Origin of the sequence: Rufibacter sp. LB8 (assembly GCF_014876185.1) — a bacterium.
In the GTDB taxonomy this organism is placed as follows: domain Bacteria; phylum Bacteroidota; class Bacteroidia; order Cytophagales; family Hymenobacteraceae; genus Nibribacter.
In genome coordinates, this window is sequence record NZ_JADALJ010000001.1 from 3,515,116 (window position 1) to 3,536,877 (window position 21,762).

14 protein-coding genes are annotated in these 21,762 nt (G+C 50.7%); 3 read left to right on the forward strand and 11 right to left on the reverse strand.

What is annotated here, in order from left to right:
* Positions 1-1,280 precede the first annotated feature (1,280 nt).
* From IMY23_RS14780 to IMY23_RS14800, 5 genes are all read right to left on the reverse strand, one after another.
* Positions 1,281-2,336 carry a nucleotidyl transferase AbiEii/AbiGii toxin family protein gene (locus IMY23_RS14780; RefSeq protein WP_225986513.1) on the reverse strand — a complete coding sequence of 352 codons (1,056 nt, stop codon included), beginning with the start codon at positions 2,334-2,336 and terminating at the stop codon, positions 1,281-1,283.
* Positions 2,303-2,896, reverse strand: coding sequence for a DUF6088 family protein (locus tag IMY23_RS14785; RefSeq protein WP_192822834.1), 594 nt, complete (start codon positions 2,894-2,896; stop codon positions 2,303-2,305). Before IMY23_RS14785 ends, IMY23_RS14780 begins: the two co-directional genes overlap by 34 nt.
* 1,239 nt (positions 2,897-4,135) lie before the next feature.
* On the reverse strand, positions 4,136-5,458 hold the full coding sequence (locus IMY23_RS14790; protein WP_192822835.1) for an N-acetylmuramoyl-L-alanine amidase: 1,323 nt from the start codon (positions 5,456-5,458) through the stop codon (positions 4,136-4,138).
* Between the two features lie 6 nt (positions 5,459-5,464).
* Positions 5,465-6,361 (reverse strand): PD40 domain-containing protein, encoded by an 897-nt coding sequence (locus IMY23_RS14795; protein ID WP_192822836.1) that lies wholly within the window; start codon positions 6,359-6,361, stop codon positions 5,465-5,467.
* Positions 6,362-7,701: 1,340 nt separating this feature from the next.
* A complete protein-coding gene (locus tag IMY23_RS14800; RefSeq protein WP_192822837.1) occupies positions 7,702-8,604 on the reverse strand; it encodes a neutral zinc metallopeptidase in 903 nt (300 codons plus the stop codon).
* A gap of 291 nt (positions 8,605-8,895) precedes the next feature.
* Here IMY23_RS14800 and IMY23_RS14805 point away from each other — a divergent pair, with 291 nt between their 5' ends.
* Both IMY23_RS14805 and pbpC read left to right on the forward strand, forming a co-directional pair.
* The gene (locus IMY23_RS14805) at positions 8,896-14,331 is read left to right on the forward strand and encodes an alpha-2-macroglobulin (RefSeq protein WP_192822838.1); all 5,436 of its coding nucleotides are present in this window, start codon (positions 8,896-8,898) and stop codon (positions 14,329-14,331) included.
* Between the two features lie 451 nt (positions 14,332-14,782).
* Positions 14,783-17,065, forward strand: a complete 2,283-nt coding sequence (pbpC, locus tag IMY23_RS14810; protein ID WP_225986514.1) for a penicillin-binding protein 1C — start codon at positions 14,783-14,785, stop codon at positions 17,063-17,065.
* A gap of 135 nt (positions 17,066-17,200) precedes the next feature.
* On the opposite strand, the gene IMY23_RS14815 is transcribed toward pbpC, so the two are convergent.
* The 5 genes from IMY23_RS14815 to IMY23_RS14835 all read right to left on the reverse strand — a co-directional run bounded on the left by IMY23_RS14815 (position 17,201) and on the right by IMY23_RS14835 (position 20,693).
* Complete coding sequence (locus tag IMY23_RS14815) at positions 17,201-17,650, reverse strand: Rrf2 family transcriptional regulator (RefSeq protein WP_192822840.1); 450 nt, start codon at positions 17,648-17,650, stop codon at positions 17,201-17,203.
* Between the two features lie 39 nt (positions 17,651-17,689).
* A complete protein-coding gene (locus IMY23_RS14820) occupies positions 17,690-17,998 on the reverse strand; it encodes a metal-sulfur cluster assembly factor (protein WP_192822841.1) in 309 nt (102 codons plus the stop codon).
* Positions 17,979-19,286, reverse strand: a complete 1,308-nt coding sequence (locus IMY23_RS14825; RefSeq protein ID WP_192822842.1) for a hypothetical protein — start codon at positions 19,284-19,286, stop codon at positions 17,979-17,981. The genes IMY23_RS14820 and IMY23_RS14825 overlap by 20 nt, the downstream gene beginning before the upstream one ends.
* Before the next feature lie 2 nt (positions 19,287-19,288).
* On the reverse strand, positions 19,289-20,107 hold the full coding sequence (locus IMY23_RS14830) for a DUF2249 domain-containing protein (RefSeq protein ID WP_192822843.1): 819 nt from the start codon (positions 20,105-20,107) through the stop codon (positions 19,289-19,291).
* Positions 20,108-20,198: 91 nt separating this feature from the next.
* Positions 20,199-20,693, reverse strand: a complete 495-nt coding sequence (locus IMY23_RS14835) for a hemerythrin domain-containing protein (RefSeq protein WP_192822844.1) — start codon at positions 20,691-20,693, stop codon at positions 20,199-20,201.
* On the opposite strand from IMY23_RS14835, the gene IMY23_RS20355 reads away from it, so the two are divergent.
* Positions 20,692-20,739: a lipoprotein gene (locus IMY23_RS20355; protein ID WP_225986659.1), complete on the forward strand. Its 48-nt coding sequence runs from the start codon at positions 20,692-20,694 to the stop codon at positions 20,737-20,739. The genes IMY23_RS14835 and IMY23_RS20355 overlap by 2 nt on opposite strands.
* 20 nt (positions 20,740-20,759) lie before the next feature.
* Here IMY23_RS20355 and ric read toward each other — a convergent pair whose 3' ends face one another.
* Positions 20,760-21,719: an iron-sulfur cluster repair di-iron protein gene (ric, locus tag IMY23_RS14840; RefSeq protein WP_192822845.1), complete on the reverse strand. Its 960-nt coding sequence runs from the start codon at positions 21,717-21,719 to the stop codon at positions 20,760-20,762.
* Positions 21,720-21,762: the final 43 nt, after the last annotated feature.

The following is a 21,762-nucleotide window of genomic DNA, read 5'->3' on the forward strand; positions in this document are numbered from 1 at the left end:
ATCTTTAGTAGGGAGATGGCTCCAACAGCTTCCATTTGTGCTGCTTTACCGTCTTGGTAAATATTGTGTATCTCAATTCCTGGTACACGAGAGACTTAGTGTAATGCAGGCACATCTGGTGAGCGGTTGCTACTTTGGTGTTTACGCGCCAATCTTTGGGTGAAGCCTCACACGCCTGAAATTCTATACACTTGATTGGGCTAGGATTCCCAAGTCTCCAACTGCACCTTCCACCCTCAGAACTCCCAAAACAAAATAGCGCAGTGCTTGTACCAATATCATAACGGGATTTGGTCTTTCTTTCCGTGACACCACAACATTTATAGACAATTGAAAGTACACTGCGGGAGAAAATTATTCTAGCCTGACTTGGACTAATCTGGTAACCTCATGAAAGGAAACCGCGTCTTCCGATTGACAACATTGCATTTACCTTGTGACCTTCCTGATTACTCTTAACGGGGAGGCTAGTACTATCTCGGAGCATTCGATGTTCTCCCAAGTTTCTACCGATGTTTTAAGCCCATATTCCCAGTATAGATTCGCTATTTGCCACATATTATAGGAGACACTAGACAAAGGCTCGATGGCATTGAAATCTCCTTTATGGACCGGTGCCGTATTATCCTCAATTGAAACTTCGTAAATGAAACCATCGGGATTATTCTTAGAGTGGTAACACTTCATAGTCTCTAAATTATCACAGGCAAAGGTGGACTTCAACCTAGAAGGCTTATGCGGAAAGTGCCAAGCTCTTACCGCCTCTAAAGCCATTTCCCTATTCCAGCTTTGATGTTCAAGGCCGATTTTAAAAAGAAAATTCCCCCAATTACCAGTGGGTATGATAGAGTTATTTGGGTAATCTATAGTTGAAGAATGGTATAATGTCATATTGCCTGCATGTACGCTGTCACTAAAATTTGTCTACTTCCATCTGAGTGCCAAGTAATCGGTCTGTCAATCAGGTTTACAAACTGCTCAATTTGTCAGGCTTCTTCAGATACGCTTCTAGCGCTGTGCAGTTCCCTAAAACTGAACCATGTCCATGTTGACAATATTTAATTTTATAGCCGGATTAAATGAACTGTAGTAAGGTTGAACAGTGCAAAACCCAATACGTAATCCTGTTCCCGTGCTTAGAACATATGCTCAAGGGGTTATACCCACACGTTAGTAAAGGCCTCCCATCGAGAGCGTTGACACTGCATCTGGTGCTGGTCAAGCAGCTAGCCAACATAATTGCACCTGAAACGGGTCAACAACGCATAAGGCTTCATTCTCTACTCAAACTTGAGGGAGAATACCCAGGAAAGCGATAGCAGTTTGTTTTTGAGTTGTTCAATATTTATAATCAGGTCTTCAAAAGTAGGTGGTGTCTGCTCGTAGATCATTTCGCTCTGCATTTTCTTGTAATCATTTTCCCACGCCTTTACAAAGTCGGGATGCGGCGTGGGATTCAGAGTTTTGGGATTATGCAAGTTATAGTCCACCCCGCCAACTTTGGCATATCTATGACGGTGGCCTACAATCGTCTCGTAAAGGTCTTGGTCTTCCATGGCGGTTAAAATATCTGCATTTTGTGACAAATGGTAAACGTCATACATATGGCGACTCAGCCTGTCTACCCGGATTTTCTCGGCGGGGCGGCTGAACTCCTCATGCAGGAGGAATAACTTCTCTAAGAAAGTTCTCTTCGCATCTACAGTTGGCACATGGATATATGGTGAGGCAAACGGACGGTCCTGGTATATTTCATCTACTAATGAACCAAACTCCTTAACGGAAAAGGGTTCTATCAACGAACGGCAGCCTATCTCAATTTGGACCCTTGGACGAACATAATCAGGGTGCTCCGTCACGTTAGGGTAGTGTACCTCAATGATTCTTGGATCCTGGTCGCTATCAATGGCAGCCACAGGGACCAGGTCAACATTAGCGAACCCCTTCTCTTGGAAACGCTCTTTCAATTCCTCAAGAAATTCTCCTGTTGTGTATTCGCCGGCAGTTTTCCTTAGCTTAGTGCGTTCTTTTTTGGAAAGCTCCCCTGCAAACCCCAAAAATTTTCGGTCAATTGCCAAATCTATGTCTTCTGAGAACCGGTCAATTAGTTTCCATGCTTTGCTTAGAGAAGTACCGCCTTTGAACACCAGATGCTTCCCAGCCTCCATTTCAAATATGATGGCAAGTGTCTGCGTGACCCACCAATCTTTTTCGACAGCAAAGGCAGGCATGCCTGTTTTGTTACTAATTGCGTTGAAAATATTTCTTTTCTCTTCGGGCTCTATTCTGTGAAAGTCAGTCATTATAAAGCTTTCTTCATTATTTTTTGTATCCATGCTGGGGCTAGTGAGATGTCATGTTCCAAATCTTTCCTGTCTTCCTTCTTCAATAGATCGATAATCCTAAACTCCTCTTTTTCACTCACATTTCCGTTCCCAATCTCCTTCAGGGCTTGGATAACCAGGCGACTGATTTTCCCCTTTGCCAATAAATTGCTCGGGGTTGTCTTCCTGAAGTTAATCGTCCTTTTCCCTATTCTTATTTCACGGGGGGAACCATCTGTAAGTAAGATAATTTTCATCGGGATTTGTGTGCTTAACCCCAAGGCGTTCAAAGCATAAATCCCTGTGGGAACTGTCCGTAGCTTGTCTCGTTTAATAATGGCTTCGGCAATCTCCTCAGCTGAAGGCATAGCAACGCCGATGTATTTACTCTCCTTAGGCCTTGCATAAATTCCCTGAGCCACCCGAATAATGTGCTCCTTAGCAGTGAGGCGTTCCAAAGCTTTCCTGACGGCATCAGACGAACCAAACTTGCTAAAATCATCAGGGAAAAACAATGTCCCCTTTGGTCTTCTCTTTATGGATCGTTCAATTTGCTTCTCTGTGCTTTCCATCGTGAACCATATTTAAACTTGTCACAAATTTAATCAATATTTGTGACAAGTTTTACAATAATTTTGTCACAAAAGTTGTCAATATTTGTGACAAAAAAATATTTTAAGGGATTGATAGACTTAATAAATTGGGAGGCACTGCTGTATGTAATAAAGAGCAGCAGCATCGGGCTTTGAAGCGTAGAGAAGTCACCTTCTCAGAGGAGGTCTGGCTATGTGCTAATTGCTTCCATTGAAAGGTAGATGGTCACAACACCTACTTTCAGTACATGTTTAATGCAGCAGGAAGCACTGAGCATGTACTGGGAGTCCAGAATCGCTTCCTTGGGTAATCCTGAATCTAGTTCTTGAAAATAGACCTGCTCTCTCCTTGATACGGATACGAATAGGGCTACAGCCATTAACCAAAACCTATTTTATGTCAATCCCAAAGCTTTCCAATGGAATGTGGTCAAGAATGGAGGCAACTGAAAATTTAACGTATTGACATAGTGTGATTTTTGAGTAAGGAAGTAAAATAAGTTAAAAGTTGGGCTTAGCAAGTTTACAGCAGAGCCAAGAGCTCTAAAGACCTCATAAAATGGTGCGAAATATGTACTGTAGGGTCTACCTCAGATAAAGAAAAAGCCTTGTAAGGAAACTTGCAAGGCTTTTTTCGTTTTACAGGTGACCAAATAGATGACAATTTCTTGTGTTTTGTGAGGTACATTAGGTAGTGGAATTTCCGTTTTCGGGCTCATTTCTGGAAACGAAGCCAAAAACAGAAGTGTCTTGCTTAGAAAGGCCGCACCTGTATTTGTTCCCGGCACAACTTGTTTAAAGTACAGAACGAGACTGGTTTATTTACTTAGCTACAAACTGCACAAATAGGCAAACTATAGAAATCTGGATTACCCTTTTTGCTAATGCCCTGCTTTTTTGCGGCCGGATTACTGCTTTTTGCTTCCTTTAAAATTTCAGGCAGAAGCTCAAGGCCACATTTTCAAGGCAGCACTTTCTATAAATACACAAGCACCCGATAAAATGAAAAGGATAGTGCCCAGCCTTGCTTCCATAACATGCTACTTGGAAAATGCTGATTTATAAAAAAGGCCTTCTATATAGAAGGCCTTTTTATTTGTGGGAAAGAAAGCTTGTAATAACGCTGAGTTAGATCCTAGAGAATCAAGTTGCACCAGCGGGAAGATAAAAAAAGCAGCCTTTGATGCACCAAAGTACACCAAAGACTGCTTTCATACATTATCGCTTAATGAACCGCTTAGAGACTTTCTTGCCGTCAATGACCATGTCTAAGATATAGACACCGCTACTGAGGGAAGTGATATCAATAGGTTGGTCGCTGGTTAAGGTGGGCAAGTCAAGGACGGTCTGTCCTGCGGTGTTAAGAACCCTTGCGTTGGTGGCAGTTCCGGTGAAGCGAAGGGACAGCTCATTTTCAGCAGGGTTAGGGTAAGCGACAACTTCTTCATCTGCCTCAGCCTTGGCAACCGCCATTCTTGCCGTTGTTTGTTTGGTTACTCTTAGCCAGTTCAGGTTCCAGCCGCCCGCAATGGCCTTTAGGCGCAGCGTAAAGGTACCGCCCGTTGTGATGCTAACCGTTTGGGAAATGGTTGTCCAGCCTGTCTGCCAACCCCCTGTAGAAGGTACGTTCACGCGTCCAAGCACTTTCACGCCAGTGAGGATGGACTCTATGGTGCCCCCGCCGTTCAAGCTGGCTACCCGGTATTCAATTGTGTAGTTGCCTGCGGTTGGAAAGCTGACGTTGCTGTAAGAGAACTCATCTCCGGTATCAATATGGCTCACGTTCAGACCGGCACCGGTGTCAGAGCAAGTTTCTGTTTGCACTGCGCCAACCTGCACAGAAGAGTAAGTCTCTGCCTGTATGAGGGTGCCGGTGCTTACTGGCGGGGTACAGGTGGTGGTGCCAAGGCTGTTCTTGAGCGCGGTCAGGTAAGCGGTGGCAAACTTGTCTCGCCAGGTATTGTCCAGGAGTTTGGTGGCGTCACCTGAATCCACAAAGCCTATCTCGTTTAGTACGCCAATGGCGTTGTTGCCATTCAGAACGCCCAAATGATAGATATAGGTGGCATCTTCCACAGAACGCCGGTTGGTCCAGCTGCCGCCTGCCGCCATGCGGTTCTGGACTTCCAGAGAGAAGTTGCTGTTGGCAGTGGTGCCTGACGTGCTTCTGTTGCACCAGAAAGTTTCTGTGCCGCTTCCGCCGCCGGCGTTGCAGTGAATGCTCAGGAACCGGTCTGCGCCCCAGCTGTTAGACATGTCACGGCGCTGCGTAACAGAGATCCAGCCATTAGCGGTAGTTCTCGTCATTTTCACTGAATAGCTGGCGCATTGGCTGTTTAACAGGTCGCGCAATTTAAGACCTACAGAAAGGGCGGTGGCAATCTCTGTACTGGTACGGCCGTCTGGGTTGCTGCCGTCTGCGGCGTAGCCGTGCCCCGGGTCAATCACTACCACTATCTGCGCCTGAACGGCCAGTGTGAAAAAAGCCAGGCAGAAAGTCAATGCCACCCGTAGGAAGTTGTTTTGTATATGTTTGGTCATAGTATGTTACTTTTTGATTTTTAAATCGGCCACATAGATTTTGCCTGACTTTTCATCGGAGAAAGCAATGCGCTTTCCGTCCGGCGAGACGTCTGCCCACATCTCAATTCTGTCTGGGGTGTTGGTGAGCTTGGTCTTGGCGCCGTTACTGACAGCCACAAAGTAGAGTTCTGAGCCGGAGATGGAGTGACCGTCTTTGCTTTCGTCTTCAAACGTGAGGATGCCGCTGCCGTCTGGAAGCCAGCTGCTGGGAAGGCCCATTCCAAGGTTTTTGCGTTTGGCTTTGCCGTCAATGGAGTAGAGGTACATGTTGGCACCTTCGTTCACAATAACCGATTTCCCGTCTGGCGACACCAGGGGGCTGTAGAACTGGCCTTCCTCCTTGGTGATAACCCAAGGCTCACCGTTTCCTTTTCTGGCCTCCAGCTTGAGGGTCTCGGGGTTGATGTACACTTTCAGCGAAGGGCTTTTTCTGGCAGAGAAAGTACGGTTGGCCTTTGTGTCTTTCGCCTCTGAAAGCACGCGCTCCCGGCCGCCGCTCACGGCAATGCTTTTTTCTACCAGCGTTCTGGCGCCGGCAGGAGAGGTTTGTTTTTCATAGAAGACTATGTCCTTGCCGTCTGCGGTCCAGCGGGCCTTGTAGCCAATGCCTTGGCCACTTTTTAACTTCCGCACGGCGCCATTGCCGGCCACATCTTTGATGTAGAGCGCGTCGTTGTGGTGGTCTGTGAACAGAATTCTTTGTCCGTCTGGCGACCACACCGGGCTGCTGTACTCGTTGGTGCCGGAGGTGACTTCCCGCACGTTCTGCAAGGCCGGTGCCTGCGCTTGTGCCTGGAGGCTCACGCTACCTAGTGATAAACCCAGGTAGGTTAAACAACTGAATGTTTTTTTTAGAATCATACTGTTTGTTGGTTAGGGGTAAGGTTAAATAATAAAAAAAGCGGAATAGACTAATCACGCAGCCATGGGACAGAATTAAGGAACTGTGCCAGCGCTGTGAATCTTTGAAAAGCTGCTTATACGGTGATTTTTGAGCGCTCTCTTTTATGGCTATTGCCAATGTCAAAAGACCTGCGCCAAGCAGTACTATTGCTGCCTGTATGTCACTTTAATAAACTGGTAAGAAGGGTTTGTGGCTAGAAAGGGAATTTTCTAGGTGTGTAGGAAAGAGCGGGTAAAGGTGTGCATTGCCTGGGCATTTCTTCACATGTGCCTGGTGGCGCCTACTATAGTAGACAAGGAGGATGACGTGATATTGGGCGGTTCCTTCTTGGCGAAATCCTCTTGTGGAGAATAAAGAGATAAAGCTCGGCCTGAGCGTGATAATAAAGTGGAGTTAGCTACTTTAAACGGAAGGATTTTCATGTGTAAAACGTGTTAAGTTTAAAGCAGAAAAAAAGCTAAATCAATGAATCGTAATTTTAAGTGGTTTTGGTGTAGTCTATAATCTAAAGCGAACTCCTGTACTAGGTTGGTTTTCAGTTCTTCAATAGAAAATTCACCTAAGTTTTGTTGTTAAAATGTTTTTCTAAGGTGTTGTAGCTAATTAAAGAATATAAGCCAAGATGGGTGAATTAATAACCCTTAAAAAGGAAACTTACGCTAATAAGTAACTATAATTATTTACAAGATAAATAACATTATTATTAGAGACTTAATAGCGTCTGCTATTAAGACCGTGATTAAACTCCTGCTTCGTACTGGCGATGGATAAGCAAAGAACCTGATTTCGTCTTTTTGGTCACTGGAGAGGACCAATATGGTGTGATAAAAAAGCGCTTAGCCAGAGAATTTTATCCTGGCTTTCTGTTGCAACACTAAGATTTAAACCAGCTTTTACTTGAGGAATTCACTTAAACACTTCAGAAGGATTTAAGTGAAGTTCCTGACTATAGTTGAAAAAAAGCAAAAGCAATGCATTCTCTTGAATGCATTGCTTTTGTTTACGCCTATAGAATTAGGGATTTTTGGAATTGAGAGTCTGGAAGCAACCTTGAAGAAGGTCAAGCAATTTCCTGACAGATAAAATAACCATTCAGGAAACTCTGGCTCCTTTAACTGCAAAGAACAAATATAGGTGTCTGCTAATACTACTCGTCACCTGCCATTAACTTGTCTCAAAAAATTCCGTTTTCGGGCTCATTTCTGGAAATGAGCCCGAAAACGGAAGGACAGTCCCACGAAACCATGGGAAAATAGCTTTGGGTACTATTCTGAACGACTACTAAGCGGCTGTGACGCTATAACACGGTAGCGTTGAACGTGTCTCCCTGCGCCAGGTCGCCGGTGTCAAAGCCTTTCTTAAACCACCGCACGCGCTGGGCCGAGGTGCCGTGCGTGAACGAATCTGGCACCACCCGGCCAGTGGATTGTTTTTGGAGGCGGTCATCGCCAATGGCGCTGGCGGCATTGAGGGCTTCCTCCAGATCGCCGGGCTCCATCACGCCTTTGGTGCGTTGGGTGTGGTGCGCCCACACGCCCGCCAGAAAATCGGCTTGCAATTCCACGCGTACCATGAGTTTGTTGAATTCCACTTCAGAGAGTTGGCCCCGCATGGCGTTCACCTGATCCATGGTGCCGGTGATTTTCTGCACGTGGTGCCCCACTTCATGGCCCACTACATAGGCCTGCGCGAAGTCGCCGGCGGCGCCCAGCTTATGCTCCATCTCGGCGAAGAAGCTCAGGTCAATGTACAGTTTTTCATCGCCGGGGCAGTAGAACGGGCCGGAGGCCGACGAGGCCTGTCCGCAGGCCGAACTCACCTGGTTGGAGAATAACACCAGGGTAGGTTCTCGGTACCCTTGCAGCAAGGTATTCCAGACATCTTCGGTGTCTGCCAGCACAATAGCGGTCTGCTCTGCCAGTTGCTGTTCTTCGGGGCTGTGCTGGGCAGGGGAAGAGGTTTGTGCGTATTGCGGCTCCCCGCCTATGAACTGCTGCAGGAGCGTAAGCGGATTGGTGCCGGTTAAAAACAGGCCAGCCGCCACAATGGCCAGCACCACCAACCCCGCTTTGGAGAAAAGGAGCCGGAACAAGGGAATCAACAGCATGGGATTGATGCCACCACCGCCGCCAAAACCGCCGGCTCCCTGGCCTCTGCGGTCTTCTACATTACTGCTTTTTCTTCTGCCTAGCCATTTCATAAGAGTCTCTTTTAAGGAAGTGAAGGATAGTATGTTGAGCAGTTGTAACGTCTTTCCCTGGAAATCTCACCATGTGCCCGAACCCTATAACGGAGGGCAGCCTCACTTAGATGCGCCCAATTTCTCAGGGCGGCCCAAGCCGTTTTCGGGCTCATTTCCGGAAATGAGCCCGAAAACGGAAAATCGCGCCCGCTACCACCTCGTTAAAATGAATATTTCTATATAGTTCCCATCAAATAAACCGCAGGTTGTGTAAGTTTAGAGAAGGAAACCTCTACCCGCCCAAACTGCATGAAATCCACCCCCACCGCCACTTTTACCCGTGCACTGCTGCAAGGGCTGGCACTGTTTGTTTTGTTGGCCACGTTCAGTTGCCGCGGAAAAAGTGACGAGCTGGCGCTAGAACAGAAAAACTTTGAGCAGGAGATTGCCCAGGAGCAGAACCTGGTGTTCACCTTTGACAAACGGCTGGTGGCAGATTCCCTGCTGAACCAATGGGACACCGTGCCATACATCAAATTCACGCCCAAGGTAGAAGGCAAATTCAAGTGGGCCGGGCCCGATGAACTGGTGTTTTCACCCACGCAGCCCTTCGCGCCAGCTACCAATTACAAAGCCGAACTGACGCCGCACTTACTCAACCATTCAGAGAAGAAATACAAAATTTCGGCGGAGCCGGAAATCAGATTCCATACGCCTTATCTGGCCCTGGAGCAAACCAGAACCTTTTGGGTGCGCAACCCCAACAGCCCCAATGAGCTGGAAGGCAGCCTAGAACTGAACTTCAACTACCCCGTGGCCTATGCCAAGCTGCGAGATTTGCTGAAGGTGTACCAGGCCCAGACCAATTTGCCGCTGGAACTGGTGAGCAGCAACGGCCGCCAGCTTACGCTCAAGGTAAAGCAGGTCAACCAGAACTTCACGGGTCCTATTCTGCTGCGCTTGAACATTGCCAAAGGCCTCACCACCGCGGGCAGTTCCTATGCCACTCCTCAGGCCATTGACCAGGAAATTACCTTACCCACGCGGTCTCAAATGCAGGTGCGGGAAGTGTACGGCACCCAGGAAGAAGGACAGGAAAGTATTTACATCTACACCTCGCAACCCGTCACCAACCCAGATATTCAGCAACTGGTGACGGTGAACCCGTACCGCGCCTTTACGGTGGAACGACTGGACAACGGTTTGGTGCTGCGGGGAAGTTTTACGGGCAGTTCAGTGTACACCGTGAGCGTGTCCGGGGAATTGAACGGCCTGGTGGGGCAGCCGCTGGGCCAGACGTCACAACATAGAGTAGACTTCGGAAACACCACGCCTACGCTTTCTTTTGTGGACCAGAAGGCCGTGTATTTGAGCAGCCAGGGTGCCCGCAACGTGGCGTTGAACCTGGCGCAGGTACCGCGCATCAAAGTGACCATCAGCAAGGTGTTTGAGAACAACATCCTCCGGTTTTTGCAAGAAGGCAAAATGTATGATGGCTTCTACAACGAGGAAACCGAGGAATACCATGACTATGAAACCTACCAGGTCAACGAGCAGAACGGGAAAGTCATCTATGAACGGGAATACGAAGCTGCGAACCTGCCCCGCGGCGACGGCCAAACCCTGCTCAACCTGGACCTAGCCGACCTGGATTTCGACAGTCAGTTCAAAGGGCTATATGTGCTCACCGTGGCCAGTGCCGATAAAATCTGGATGCAGGATTCCAAAATCATTTCGGTCTCAGACATTGGCTTGATTGCCAAACAAGGCCAGAACGAAGTGCTGGTGTTCGCCAATTCCATCAAAACCGCCGAGACGCTGTCGGGTGTGGAAGTCCGGTTCATCAGTACCAACAACCAGGTGGTCTACAAAGCCACCACTGACAAAGACGGCGTGGCCCGCTTCCCAGACATGGCCCGCAACGCGCCTGACTTTAAGGTTAGCCTGATTACCGCGCGCCAGGGCCAGGATTTCAACTACCTGCCCTACAGCCAGACCACCGTGAACACCTCCCGGTTTGATGTGGGTGGCAAGCGGCTGGAAGGCGTGACCTATGACGCGTTCATCTACGGCGACCGTGATTTGTACCGGCCCGGTGACACCGTGCACGTGAATACGCTGGTGCGCACCCCAGATTGGAAAACTGTGGCCGGCCTGCCCATCAAACTCAAGTTGCTGCTGCCCAACGGCAAGGAATACCGCAGCCAAAAAGGCACCTTAAACCAAGAAGGAGCGCGTACCACAGATTTCGTTCTGCCTGCCTCGGCGGTGACCGGGACGTACACGCTGGAAGTCTATTCCGGCAATGACGTGCTTTTAAACTCGCAGAAAATTGGCGTGGAGGAATTCATGCCAGACCGCCTCAAAGTCACTACCAAACTCAACAAATCTGATTTCAAAACCGGCGAACAAGTGCAGGTGAATCTGAACGCGATGAACCTCTTCGGGCCACCGGCCGCGGGGCGTAATTACGAAGTGCAACTGAGCCTGAAGAAGAAAACTCTGGAACCCAAGAATTACCCAGACTATACCTTCGAGATTAACACGTCCAGCGAAGTGGAGATTCAGACGAACGTGCGCCAAGGCGAAACCGATGCGCAGGGCAACGGCCAGGAACAGTTTGAATTGATGGGCCACCGCGATATTGGGATGCTGGAAGGCTCTTTGTTTACCTCGGTGTTTGATGAAACGGGTCGGCCCGTGAACCGCCTCAACCGGTTTAGCGTGAGCACGCAGGAAAGCTTCTATGGCATCAAGAAATTTGACACGTATGTGAGTACCCAAACCGCCATGCACGTGCCCATCATTGCCCTGAACAGCAAAGAAAAGCCCACCTTCGCCCGGGCGCGGGTGCAGGTGGTGCGCTACACCTATGAATCTGTGATTGAGCGCAACCAACAGAACTACGGCTACAACTCCCAGCGCAAAGAAACTGTGGTGTATGATGAAGCCCTAGATATTCCCGCCGCCGGGAAAGCGGTGACGTTCACGCCTTCGGCCTCCGGGGAATATGAACTGCGCATCATGCGGCCCAACGCCTACAACTACGTGGCGCAGCGGTTTTACGCCTACGGCTGGGGTGATACGCAGAGCACCTCCTTTGAAGTGAGCAAAGAGGGCGAAGTGGGGATTTCCCTGGACAAAGAAACCTATGAAGTGGGCGAGAAAGCCAAAGTCCTGTTCAAGTCGCCGTTTGCGGGCAAAATTCTGGTGACCGTGGAGCAAAACAGAGTGCTGAGCTATCATTACCTGGACACCGATAAAAAAGCGGCCTCGTTCACCTTGCCCATTCAAGACGAATTCCTGCCCACGGTCTACATCTCGGCCATCGCGCTCCGCGAAATCAAAGACAACAGCCTGCCCATGACCATTGCCCGCGGGTTCAAAGCCGTGGCCGTGACCAAAAAAGCGACGAAATTAGACGTAGCCGTCTTGGCCCCAGAACTTACCCGCTCCAAAAGGACGCAGCAGGTAAAAGTGAAAACCGTGCCCAATGCCCAGGTGACCTTGGCGGTGGTAGACGAAGGCATTCTGCAGCTCAAAGATTTCAAGACCCCCGACCCACACGGCTTCTTCTACCAGAAACGCGCCTTGGAAGTGAGTGCCTTTGACTTGTACCCGTACCTGTTTCCGGAGATTGGCAACCGAAGGTCCAGCGTGGGCGGCGATGGCTATGACCTGGAGAAACGGGTGAATCCCTTGACTTCTAAACGCGTGAAGTTGGTCTCTATCTGGAGCGGTCACCTCAAAACCAACAGCAACGGCGAGGCCTCCGTGAATGTAAAAGTGCCCGAGTTCTCGGGTTCCCTACGCGTGATGGCGGTGGCGTACAAAGGCAACGCGTTCGGCTCTGCCGAAAAGATGCTGCGCGTGGCGGACCCCATTGTGCTGAGCGCCGCCTTGCCGCGCTTCGCCAGCCCGAAAGACACCTTGCAGGTTCCCGTGCTGGTGAGCAATACCACTGCCAAAGCAACCGACGTAAGCAGCAGCATTTCCGTGACCGGGCCATTGCGCGTGGTGGGTGCTACTGCCAAAACCGCCAGAGTCAACGGCAATACTGAAACCCAGGTAATCTACCAGGTAGTGGCGGAGCAGGCCACTGGGCAGGCGTCGGTGGTGGTGAAAGTAAACGCCTTAGGCGAGCAGTTCAGCAACACCACTGACTTGACCATTCGGCCGACGGCGCCGTTGACCAAGATTACTGGAACCGGTTCTCTGAAAGATGCGGCTACGGCAGCTATTACGCCTACCCATGATTTTATTCCGAGTTCGGTGGCGTCTAAAGTAGTGGTGAGTAGTTCGCCGCTGGCGCAGTTCACCGATGATATCACGTACCTGTTACAGTACCCGCACGGTTGTCTGGAGCAGATTACGTCTACCGCGTTCCCGCTGCTGTACTACGCAGATTTGGCCAGAGCCCTGAACCAAGGCCAGAAAGGCCGCGCGGTGAATCCGAACCATCTGGTGCAGGAAGCCATCACCAAAATTGAGTTAATGCAGCAGTATGACGGCGGTTTCACTTATTGGCCCGGTGCTACCCAAACCGATTGGTGGAGCAGCGCCTACGCTGCGCATTTCCTGCTGGAAGCCAGAAAAGCCGGCTATCCGGTGAGCCAGCAAGTGGAGAACAAAGCCATTGCTTATCTCCAGAACAAGGTAAAAACCAAGGCCACCGAAGTCTACAAATTCTACAACACCCAGCGCAAAGTAGAAAGCAAACTGATTGCCGTCCATGAAGCGGCTTACTCGCTGTACGTGCTCAGCCTGGCCGGCAAACCCGATTGGCCCACCATGAACTATTACAAGTCCAAGCCTGAACTGCTGGCGCTGGATTCCCGCTACCTGTTGGCCAGCACGTACGCGCTCAACGGCAGTTTCCAGAGCTTCAGTCAACTCTTGCCTAAGTCTTTTGCGGGTGAGACCTCAGTAAGAGCCTTAGACGGAAGTTTCTACTCTCCGGTGCGGGACATGGCCATCTCTTTGAACAGTTTGGTGGAGGCCAACCCCGAGCATCCGCAGGTGGGCACCTTGTCTAGGAATTTGTCGCAGGAACTCAGGTCCAAGCGCTGGTTCAACACCCAGGAACGGGCCTTTGCGCTGTTGGCCCTGGGTAAATTGGCCAGCCGAAGCAAAGGAACCCAAACGGCGCAACTCTTGCAGAACGGTAAAATGCTAGGGACATATGCGGACAAAGACCTCATCGTGGCAAACAAACTGAATACAGCACCCGTGAACCTCCAGAGCAAAGGCAAAGGTCTGTTGTATTACTATTGGGAACTGGAAGGCATCAGCCAGAGCGGCGCGTTCAAGCAGGAAGACAGCTACCTGAAAGTGCGCAAAACCTTCTTTGACCGCGACGGAAAAGTGCTCACCAGCAACACCTTCAAGCAGAATGATTTGGTGATTGTGCGGGTGGAGTTGCAGACCCTGGATACGCGCTCCATCCCCAACGTAGCCATCACCGACATGCTGCCGGCCGGCTTCGAGATAGAGAACCCGCGCCTGATGACCACCCGCGAATTCCAGTGGCTCCAGAAGATGAACCCCGCCACCCCAGATCACCTGGACATTCGGGATGACCGCATCAACCTGTACACCACCGCCCGCCCCAAGCCGCAGTACTTCTTCTACCAGGTGCGCGCCGTGAGCAAAGGCACGTTTCAGATGGGGCCCATAGGCGCAGATGCCATGTACAATGCTGAGTACCATTCGTATCATGGTGCCGGCGTGGTGCGGGTGAAGTAAGGGCCTCACCCCCTAACCCCCTCTCCAATTGAGAGGGGGAATTCTGTAAATGCGTTTTGGGCTTCATTTCCAGAAATGAAGCCCAAAACGGAATGCAAATTTTAAGGGGCAGCAATGATAGCTTACGGTATCTGATTGTCCCCCTTTGAAGGGGGTAGGGGGATGATAAAGCCCGCTAAAAAATTTAAAACTAATGCTATAAAGAGAAGACAAGTGATTCTCGGGGATGCCTTGAATCAGCAAAAGTAAATCATCCCCCTACCCCCTTCAAAGGGGGACGGAATGCGTCACCAGGTTCTGGGTGGGCAATACCATAGACGCGTTTTGGGCTCCGTTTCCAGAATAGAGGTCAAAAACGGAAATTAACTTTATAGATTACACTTTTACCAGAATGCCGCTTTTTCAATCCTCGCTATTTCACTTAAAAATACTTTTCAGAAAGAAGTGGCTCATGCGTGCATTGGCGTTGGTAGCTGCTCCAGTGGTGATATTTCTGTTGTTGAACTGGGCGTTTCCGTTGCAGATGAAGGTGTCGTACTCGCCGGTGATTACGGCAGCCGATGGCAGCGTGGTGCATGCGTTTTTGAGCCGGGATGACAAGTGGCGGATGCAGCTGGAGCCAGATGAAATAAACCCAGTGCTGAAAAAAGCGGTGCTTCTGAAAGAGGACCAGTATTTCTATGCCCACCCCGGGGTGAACCCGTTGGCGGTGGCGCGGGCGGTGGTGAACAACCTGACCAAAGGCCGGAAAACCTCGGGAGCGTCTACCATTACCATGCAGGTGGCGCGGCTGCTGTACCCCAAAGACCGCACGTACGTGAACAAGCTGGTGGAGGTGTTCCGGGCGCTGCAGTTGGAGTGGCGCTATAGCAAAGACGAGATTCTGCAACTTTACCTTAATTTGGTGCCCTACGGCGGGAATATTGAGGGCGTGAAAGCGGCTTCGGTGCTGTATTTTCAGCAGTCGCCAAGGGTGTTGAGTCTGGCGCAGGCGGTGGCGCTCACGGTGATTCCCAACAAGCCTTCGTCTTTGCGGATTGGCGTGCAGAACGACCGCATTGTGGCCTTCCGGAACAAGTGGCTGAAGGCTTACGGGCAACTGAACGCCTTCCCGAAGGAGGCGATTGAAGACGCGCTGTTTGAACCTTTAGATGCAGCTAGGGTGCAGGTACCCAAGCTGGCGCCGCATTACGCGTACCGGTTGCTACAAAAATATCCCGGCAAGGCCATTATTAAAACTACGTTGAACCCGGCGGTGCAGGAGAAGGTGCAGCAGTTGGCCTATAATTACCTGCAACGCCTCAAGGCCCAGAACATTCACAACGCCGCGGTGCTGGTGCTCAACAACCAAACCAAGGCCGTGGAAGCCTACCTCGGCTCCGCCGATTTTACGGATGGTATGCACGCCGGGCAGGTGGATGGGGTGCGGGCACTGCGGTCGCCGGGGAGTACGCTGAAGCCGTTTCTGTACGCCGCCGCTTTTGACAAAGGCCTGATTACGCCCAAAACCATGGTCTCTGATGTGCCCATTGATTATTCCGGGTACCGGCCCGAGAACTACTACGGCACCTATAACGGCAACGTGACCATTGAGCGCGCGCTGGCTACGTCGTTGAACATTCCGGCGGTGAAAGTACTGGACCAAATGGGCGTGGAGGCCTTCGTGCAGAAATTGCAGCAGGCCGAGTTCTCTGAGATGAAACGCCGTGGCCAGCACTTGGGTCTGTCCATGATTCTGGGCGGCTGCGGCGCAACGCTGGAAGAACTGACGGCGTTGTATTCCGCCTTCGCGAATGGCGGGAAACAGGCGCCGCTCCGGTGGTTGCAGCAAGATACGGTCAAACAGGAAAAGCAGTTGCTGTCGGCGGCTTCGGCGTTTATGGTGAACCAGATTCTGACCCAGCTGCAGCGCCCCGATTTGCCGCATAATGCCCAGAATAGTGCTTATCTGCCTAAAATCGCCTGGAAAACCGGTACTTCTTACGGCCGGAAAGACGCCTGGAGCATTGGCTACAACCAGAACTATACCATTGGCGTGTGGGTGGGTAATTTCTCCGGCGAGGGTGTGCCCGAACTCAACGGCACCGAGACGGCCACGCCGTTGCTGTTTTCCCTGTTCAATACCATTGATTACAACAGCACCAAAAGTTGGTACCAGGCCCCGAAGAGTGTGGGTTTTAGAAGCGTCTGCCCCGAAAGTGGTTTGCCCGTGAACAGCTTCTGCCAAGATTTGGTGATTGATACCTACATTCCAGGAACGTCTGGGGTAAACAAATGCGCGCATTTAAAACAGGTGACGGTTTCTGTGGACGGAAAGTTCGCCTACTGCACCAGTTGTCAGCCCGAGAGCGGTTTCACGCAGAAATGGTATCCCAACCTGGCTCCGGAGCTGCTCAGTTTCTATGCCCAGGAAAACCTCCCTTTCCAGAAGCTGCCGCCGCACAACCCCGGCTGTAACCGTATTTTTCAGGAGTTCTCGCCGGTCATCACCTCGCCCACGGCCAACATGGAATTCCTGCTGGAGCGCGACGAACGCCAGAAACTCATGCTGCACTGCAACACCCTCAACGAGGTTAAAAAAGTCTACTGGTACGTGAACGACAAACTCCTGCAGTCCGCCGCCGCAGATGAACGCGTGTTCTTTGAACCGGACCGCGCGGGCAAATTCAAAATCTCCTGCACAGATGACCAGGGAAGGAATGCCAACAGCTACATCACGGTCAAGTTCTTGTAATAAGGTACATTTCCGTTTTTGGCTCCGTTTCTGAAAATGAGCCCGAAAACAGGAATGACTGCCCCTGCTATGCGCACTTATCACTACCTACGCTGTTGCCGTCAATGAGCCCCAGAGACGGTGAAAGGCAAGTTCTTAGAGCACCGTCTCTGGCAGGTTGGTGATGAAATATTGCCCAGACGCCACCCCATCAACCAGGTTCTGCATGGTCTTGGTGCTAAACACGTTCAGTAATTGATTGCGGTAGGCTTTAATGTCATCATGCAGCGGACAGGGGTGCGTATCTGAGCAGTGCTTCATGCCCATGCCACATTTCTTGAAAGCCTCAAGGCCGTCAATGGTGCGCACCACTTCCAGAATGGTAATGTCTGCGGCCGGCCGGTGTAGGAAAAAGCCGCCGGTAGGGCCCTTTAAAGAAGCAATCACCCCTTTCCTGACTAAATCCTGCAGAATCTTACCCATAAAGGGGCTGGGTAACTCCAGTTCTTGCGCCAGTTCCTTGATGCCAATTCTCTTGCCGGTCTCCTGCTGGAGGGCAAGGTACACAATCGCCCGAAGGGCATATTCCGTGGTTTTTGACAGCATGGCGTTTCTGGGTGATTTCTAAGCGCAAAGGTAGTGGTTCTAGCGCAGTTGCCGCCTGCCTTCGTCGGTAATCATGTCGGGGGTCCACATAGGTGACCAAACCAGGTTTACCTGCACCGTGAGTTCTGGGAACCTACGGGCCAGAATATGCTCTACCGCCGTGATGATGGTACTGCTCATGGGGCAGCCAGGAGTGGTGAGCGTGAGGTCAACGCCCAATACCTCCTGGTCTAGTGACACCTGGTACACCAGGCCCAGATCTACAATGTTGATTCCAATCTCGGGGTCTATGACTTGCCGCAGGGCTTCAAGAACAAGTTGGCCGGTATCAGGCGGGTGCGTTTGCATGCGTGAAAGGTTGTAGCTGGTGCGCACGGTGCAGCAGCAGGTGAAACACATTGATGGTGTAAACCAACGCTGCTACGGCAAACACTACACTGCCCGCCATAATAACCAAGGGTGCCTGAAGTAAAACACCTGCCAGCAGCACCGCATAGCCCACCAGGTAACAGCTGTTCTGCGCCTGCACCACACGGCTATGGTACAGGTCTTTAGGAAGCGGCGTTTTGCACCGGCCTACGTGTGGCTCGTACGCATGCATCCATACAATAAAAGGCAGGGTCTTAAAAGTCTGCCCCAGAATTAACCCTGATACAAAGCCCAAAAAAACCGACAACCCATACACCAGATACAGCGCAGAAAGCGACCTGGGCGGCAAGCCGACATTGCTGCTCACTAAAAACACCAGCACAACGGGCAGCAAAAGTAAAAACAAGGCCACAAAAGTCTGTTTCATGCCCAGATCCAAGTCTTTTCTAAGGGCAAGTTTACGGGCGTCATAGAGGTGCCACAGAAACAGCGCTATGCCTGCTACTACTAATGCGGCGTACCACGGCATAAACGGTGATTGGTAAAAAAGTTGGTCTGCCAAAAACAGCACCAGCCCGGCATTGATCAGGTTATAAGACCAATTGAGTTTGCGGGTGCCGGTGGGGTGTGACAACAGAAACATAGGAATCAACTTACTGCCTACGCCAATAATCAACAGCAGAAACCACCCGGCCATGCCCATGTGGGCGTGCAGTTTTAAATACTGCAGGTGGTCTTGCGGCAGAAACGGATTGGTAAAATTAACGGCCATGAGTAGACCCAGAATACCAGTGAGTAAAAGCCAGAAGGCTGAGGTCACTACAAAGTCTGCTTCAATCGTCCATTTAGGAGCCTGCCGGGCGGTTTGGTATACATTAATGGTGAACAGCGTAAACGACAAGAGCAGGCAGCAGCCCGCCACGTGCAATAGCAGACCCAGGTTAAAAAACCAGAAACAATACGCCAGCAGAATGGTGCCCACCGCCAGTAAGCCGAACGTGGCATAGGCCAGCCGCTCACTGTACAGTCTACATTCTAGCACTACGGGCAGCAACTGGTAGAGCGCCCCAAAAATAAGCATAGTGGCCCAGCCCAATGCTGCCACGTGCGTGAGCGTTAAGAGTTTAGGGTGAAAGTAGTGCCCGGCAAAAGCGTCTGTAGAGAAAAGCAGCAGTACACTTAGCGTTAGAAAAGCGCAGGCGGCAAAGGCATAATGCGGCAGCACCACCCACTTGCCCGGCGAATTTGAAAGACTGGCGGTTGGCATGTTCAGGTTTGTTTATAGATGAGCAATTGCACCTGGTCTGGGCCCAGTTCCTGTAGGGCTAGGGCAAAACCCCGTTCCTGTACCTGCGGTATCAGGTAGCGTGGCACTCTGCGGTGCGCTACGAGCAAGGCCTGGTGGGCGGGCAATTTCTCCAATGCTTCCAGAATAGAGACCATGGGTTGGGGCATTTCCATCTCGCGTACATCAAGGGTCTGCAGTTGGCCTTTGAACGTCTTTTTTACTTTCTCAAAATCAGAAAGAAAAACAGCCGCCGCTTCTTCTGGAGCATCTGTGTGCGAGGTGCGCCAGAAATAGGTGTACACCAGGTTTTCTTCTTTGTGGTGCGCAAAGCTGGCCACTCCCCGTTTTTGTAGAATCTTGTACAGTGGCGTAGGCTCAAAGGTATTGATCAATACAAGGGCCTTGTTTTCTGGAAGGGCATCAACGGCGGCCATAATCTCCAGAAATGGGTCATGCCCGGTACGTATACTTTCCCGCACATCTAAGTAAGTAAAGGCGCTTGGGGGCAGGCTCTCCAGCAACACGGGGAAAGCACCGGTAAGGGTTTCTTTAACCAAGTCTGGTGCTACTTTTTTGGTCGGAATAGTGAACCCCAATGGGCCCAGCTTCTCAAAAAAGGCCTCTACGGTACAGTTGCCAATGCGGGCAGCGTCTGCAATGGTCACCCGGCTGGCCAGCAGTTTCCGGAAGATGGGGTTGCGCAGTTTCTCAAAGTGCCGGTTTATGCTCACAATAGCTTCAAGGGCGGCGGGGTTGGCTTTAAGAATAACAGAAATTTTGGTGGCGGGGGCTAGTTCCATGGCGGGTGAGGGGTAACTAAAAAGCCGTTTTCGGGCTCATTTCCGGAAATGAGCCCGAAAACGGCTTGCGTCTATACTTTTGTAGGTGGCACTACTTCTTCCAGAACTCGGGGACAAAAGTATCCTGGGTGCTGTCATCGGGGTGACGTTTCTCCAGCAATTGGCTGGCTTCGGCTAGTTCTTCGGGGGGCACCACTTTCTGCAGGTACGGGAAAAGTTCACGCTCTTCCCAGCGTATGTGGGCCACCAGGTCTTGCTGCAGCGTTTGAAACTGTTCTGGCACCAGGCGCTTGCTGTCCAGAATCAGGTTGATGGTCCATTGCAGCAGACGGTGCTCTTCTTCTATGCGGGTTCTGAGCACGTCGTTGGGTACCAGCAACCGCCGTAGCAACCATTCTTCTTCCTGGCAATGTGCATACAGGAGCTGCGCCCAGAAATACTTGACGTAGGCTTGCAGGGTGGCCAGGTCTGTGTTGTTTTTGAGACCTTGCCTCAGTTTCCAGCAGAACAGCAACCCATAATGGTGCTCCCTTGAAAGCGGAACCAAACTTTTGTCTCTCTTTTGGGGAATAATGACGGTCTCCATGACGGTACTTTTATCTGGTTGTGGGAGAAAGGGCAGCCGCCAGTAACAACGGCTGCCCCACTCCGCTTACTTTAAAACTTCTTTCTCCAGGGCAATGGCTTTGGGGAACAAGATGTTGTTCTCTAAATGAATGTGCTGGAACAGGTCAGTTTCAAACTCCTGCAGTTTGGCGAAGGCCACCCGGTACGTGCCGCAGGCATCTGCAGGCAAGGCATAGTTATTGGTTAGGGCCCTAATGGCTTCCAGCTCACCGCCGGCGGCCTCATGCTCCATCTCCATCATGTTTATGGGGTTCTGAATGCTTCCAAAAGCCGGTCTGTCTACTTTTTCGCCTTTCTGGCTGGCCGCGTTCAATTGCTTAATGAACGGGAACAGCACGCGCTCTTCTTTGGGCATGTGGCTTTCCAGTTCATTGGCAATGTTGGTGAAATGCTTAGCCACCTGCACCAGTTCTGGGTGGTGGGCCCCATGCACGTGGGCAATTTTGGTGGTGTATTCCTGTAAGGTTGGTATGGCCTCCCGCGCGTATTTGTGGTGGATGTTCACAATGTAATCGGCCAGAAAGGTCAAATCCCAGGTTTTAAAGTCAGTGTCACCGGTGGTGTTGGACTCTGGAATGGCGCTCAGCTCCTGTTCTACCGTTACAGGGTTAATACCCTTTTCCTGGCACGCCTGTTCTAGGGTTTTTTTACCGCCGCAGCAAAAGTCAATGCCGTATTTCTTGAACACCTGCGCTTTTCTGAAGTCTTTGGCCACCAGTTCACCTATACTCTCTTTGTCTGTGAGTGCGAGCTTGGTAATGGTTACTTCCCATATTTCGGGGCCTTGCTGCAGGTACTCCCACGTAAAGATGTTGCCGCGCTCGCCTAAAAGCTGGTAGTACAACGGTTTGGGATCGTGGTCATTATGGATGATGAATCCTTCGCCGGCCCTGAGGGCATCAAACCATTCAAAGATGGTAGGGTGCTTCATGCGCGGTTCTAAAACAGTCACATCTAACATGTCAAGGGTTGCAGTAGTTGCCATAGTGGTAATGGTTTGGTTAAGAAGTATCAAAGAATGAGCGAAA

Excerpts from the sequence above, each read along its gene's own strand:
- ric (WP_192822845.1), bottom strand. The coding sequence starts at position 21,719 with ATGGCAACTACTGCAACCCTTGACATGTTAGATGTGACTGTTTTAGAA.
- IMY23_RS14780 (WP_225986513.1), bottom strand. The coding sequence starts at position 2,336 with ATGGATACAAAAAATAATGAAGAAAGCTTTATAATGACTGACTTTCAC.
- IMY23_RS14785 (WP_192822834.1), bottom strand. The coding sequence starts at position 2,896 with ATGGAAAGCACAGAGAAGCAAATTGAACGATCCATAAAGAGAAGACCA.
- pbpC (WP_225986514.1), top strand. The coding sequence starts at position 14,783 with ATGCGTGCATTGGCGTTGGTAGCTGCTCCAGTGGTGATATTTCTGTTG.
- IMY23_RS14830 (WP_192822843.1), bottom strand. The coding sequence starts at position 20,107 with ATGGAACTAGCCCCCGCCACCAAAATTTCTGTTATTCTTAAAGCCAAC.
- IMY23_RS14820 (WP_192822841.1), bottom strand. The coding sequence starts at position 17,998 with ATGCAAACGCACCCGCCTGATACCGGCCAACTTGTTCTTGAAGCCCTG.
- IMY23_RS14790 (WP_192822835.1), bottom strand. The coding sequence starts at position 5,458 with ATGACCAAACATATACAAAACAACTTCCTACGGGTGGCATTGACTTTC.
- IMY23_RS14805 (WP_192822838.1), top strand. The coding sequence starts at position 8,896 with ATGAAATCCACCCCCACCGCCACTTTTACCCGTGCACTGCTGCAAGGG.
- IMY23_RS14795 (WP_192822836.1), bottom strand. The coding sequence starts at position 6,361 with ATGATTCTAAAAAAAACATTCAGTTGTTTAACCTACCTGGGTTTATCA.
- IMY23_RS14825 (WP_192822842.1), bottom strand. The coding sequence starts at position 19,286 with ATGCCAACCGCCAGTCTTTCAAATTCGCCGGGCAAGTGGGTGGTGCTG.
- IMY23_RS14835 (WP_192822844.1), bottom strand. The coding sequence starts at position 20,693 with ATGGAGACCGTCATTATTCCCCAAAAGAGAGACAAAAGTTTGGTTCCG.
- IMY23_RS14800 (WP_192822837.1), bottom strand. The coding sequence starts at position 8,604 with ATGAAATGGCTAGGCAGAAGAAAAAGCAGTAATGTAGAAGACCGCAGA.
- IMY23_RS14815 (WP_192822840.1), bottom strand. The coding sequence starts at position 17,650 with ATGCTGTCAAAAACCACGGAATATGCCCTTCGGGCGATTGTGTACCTT.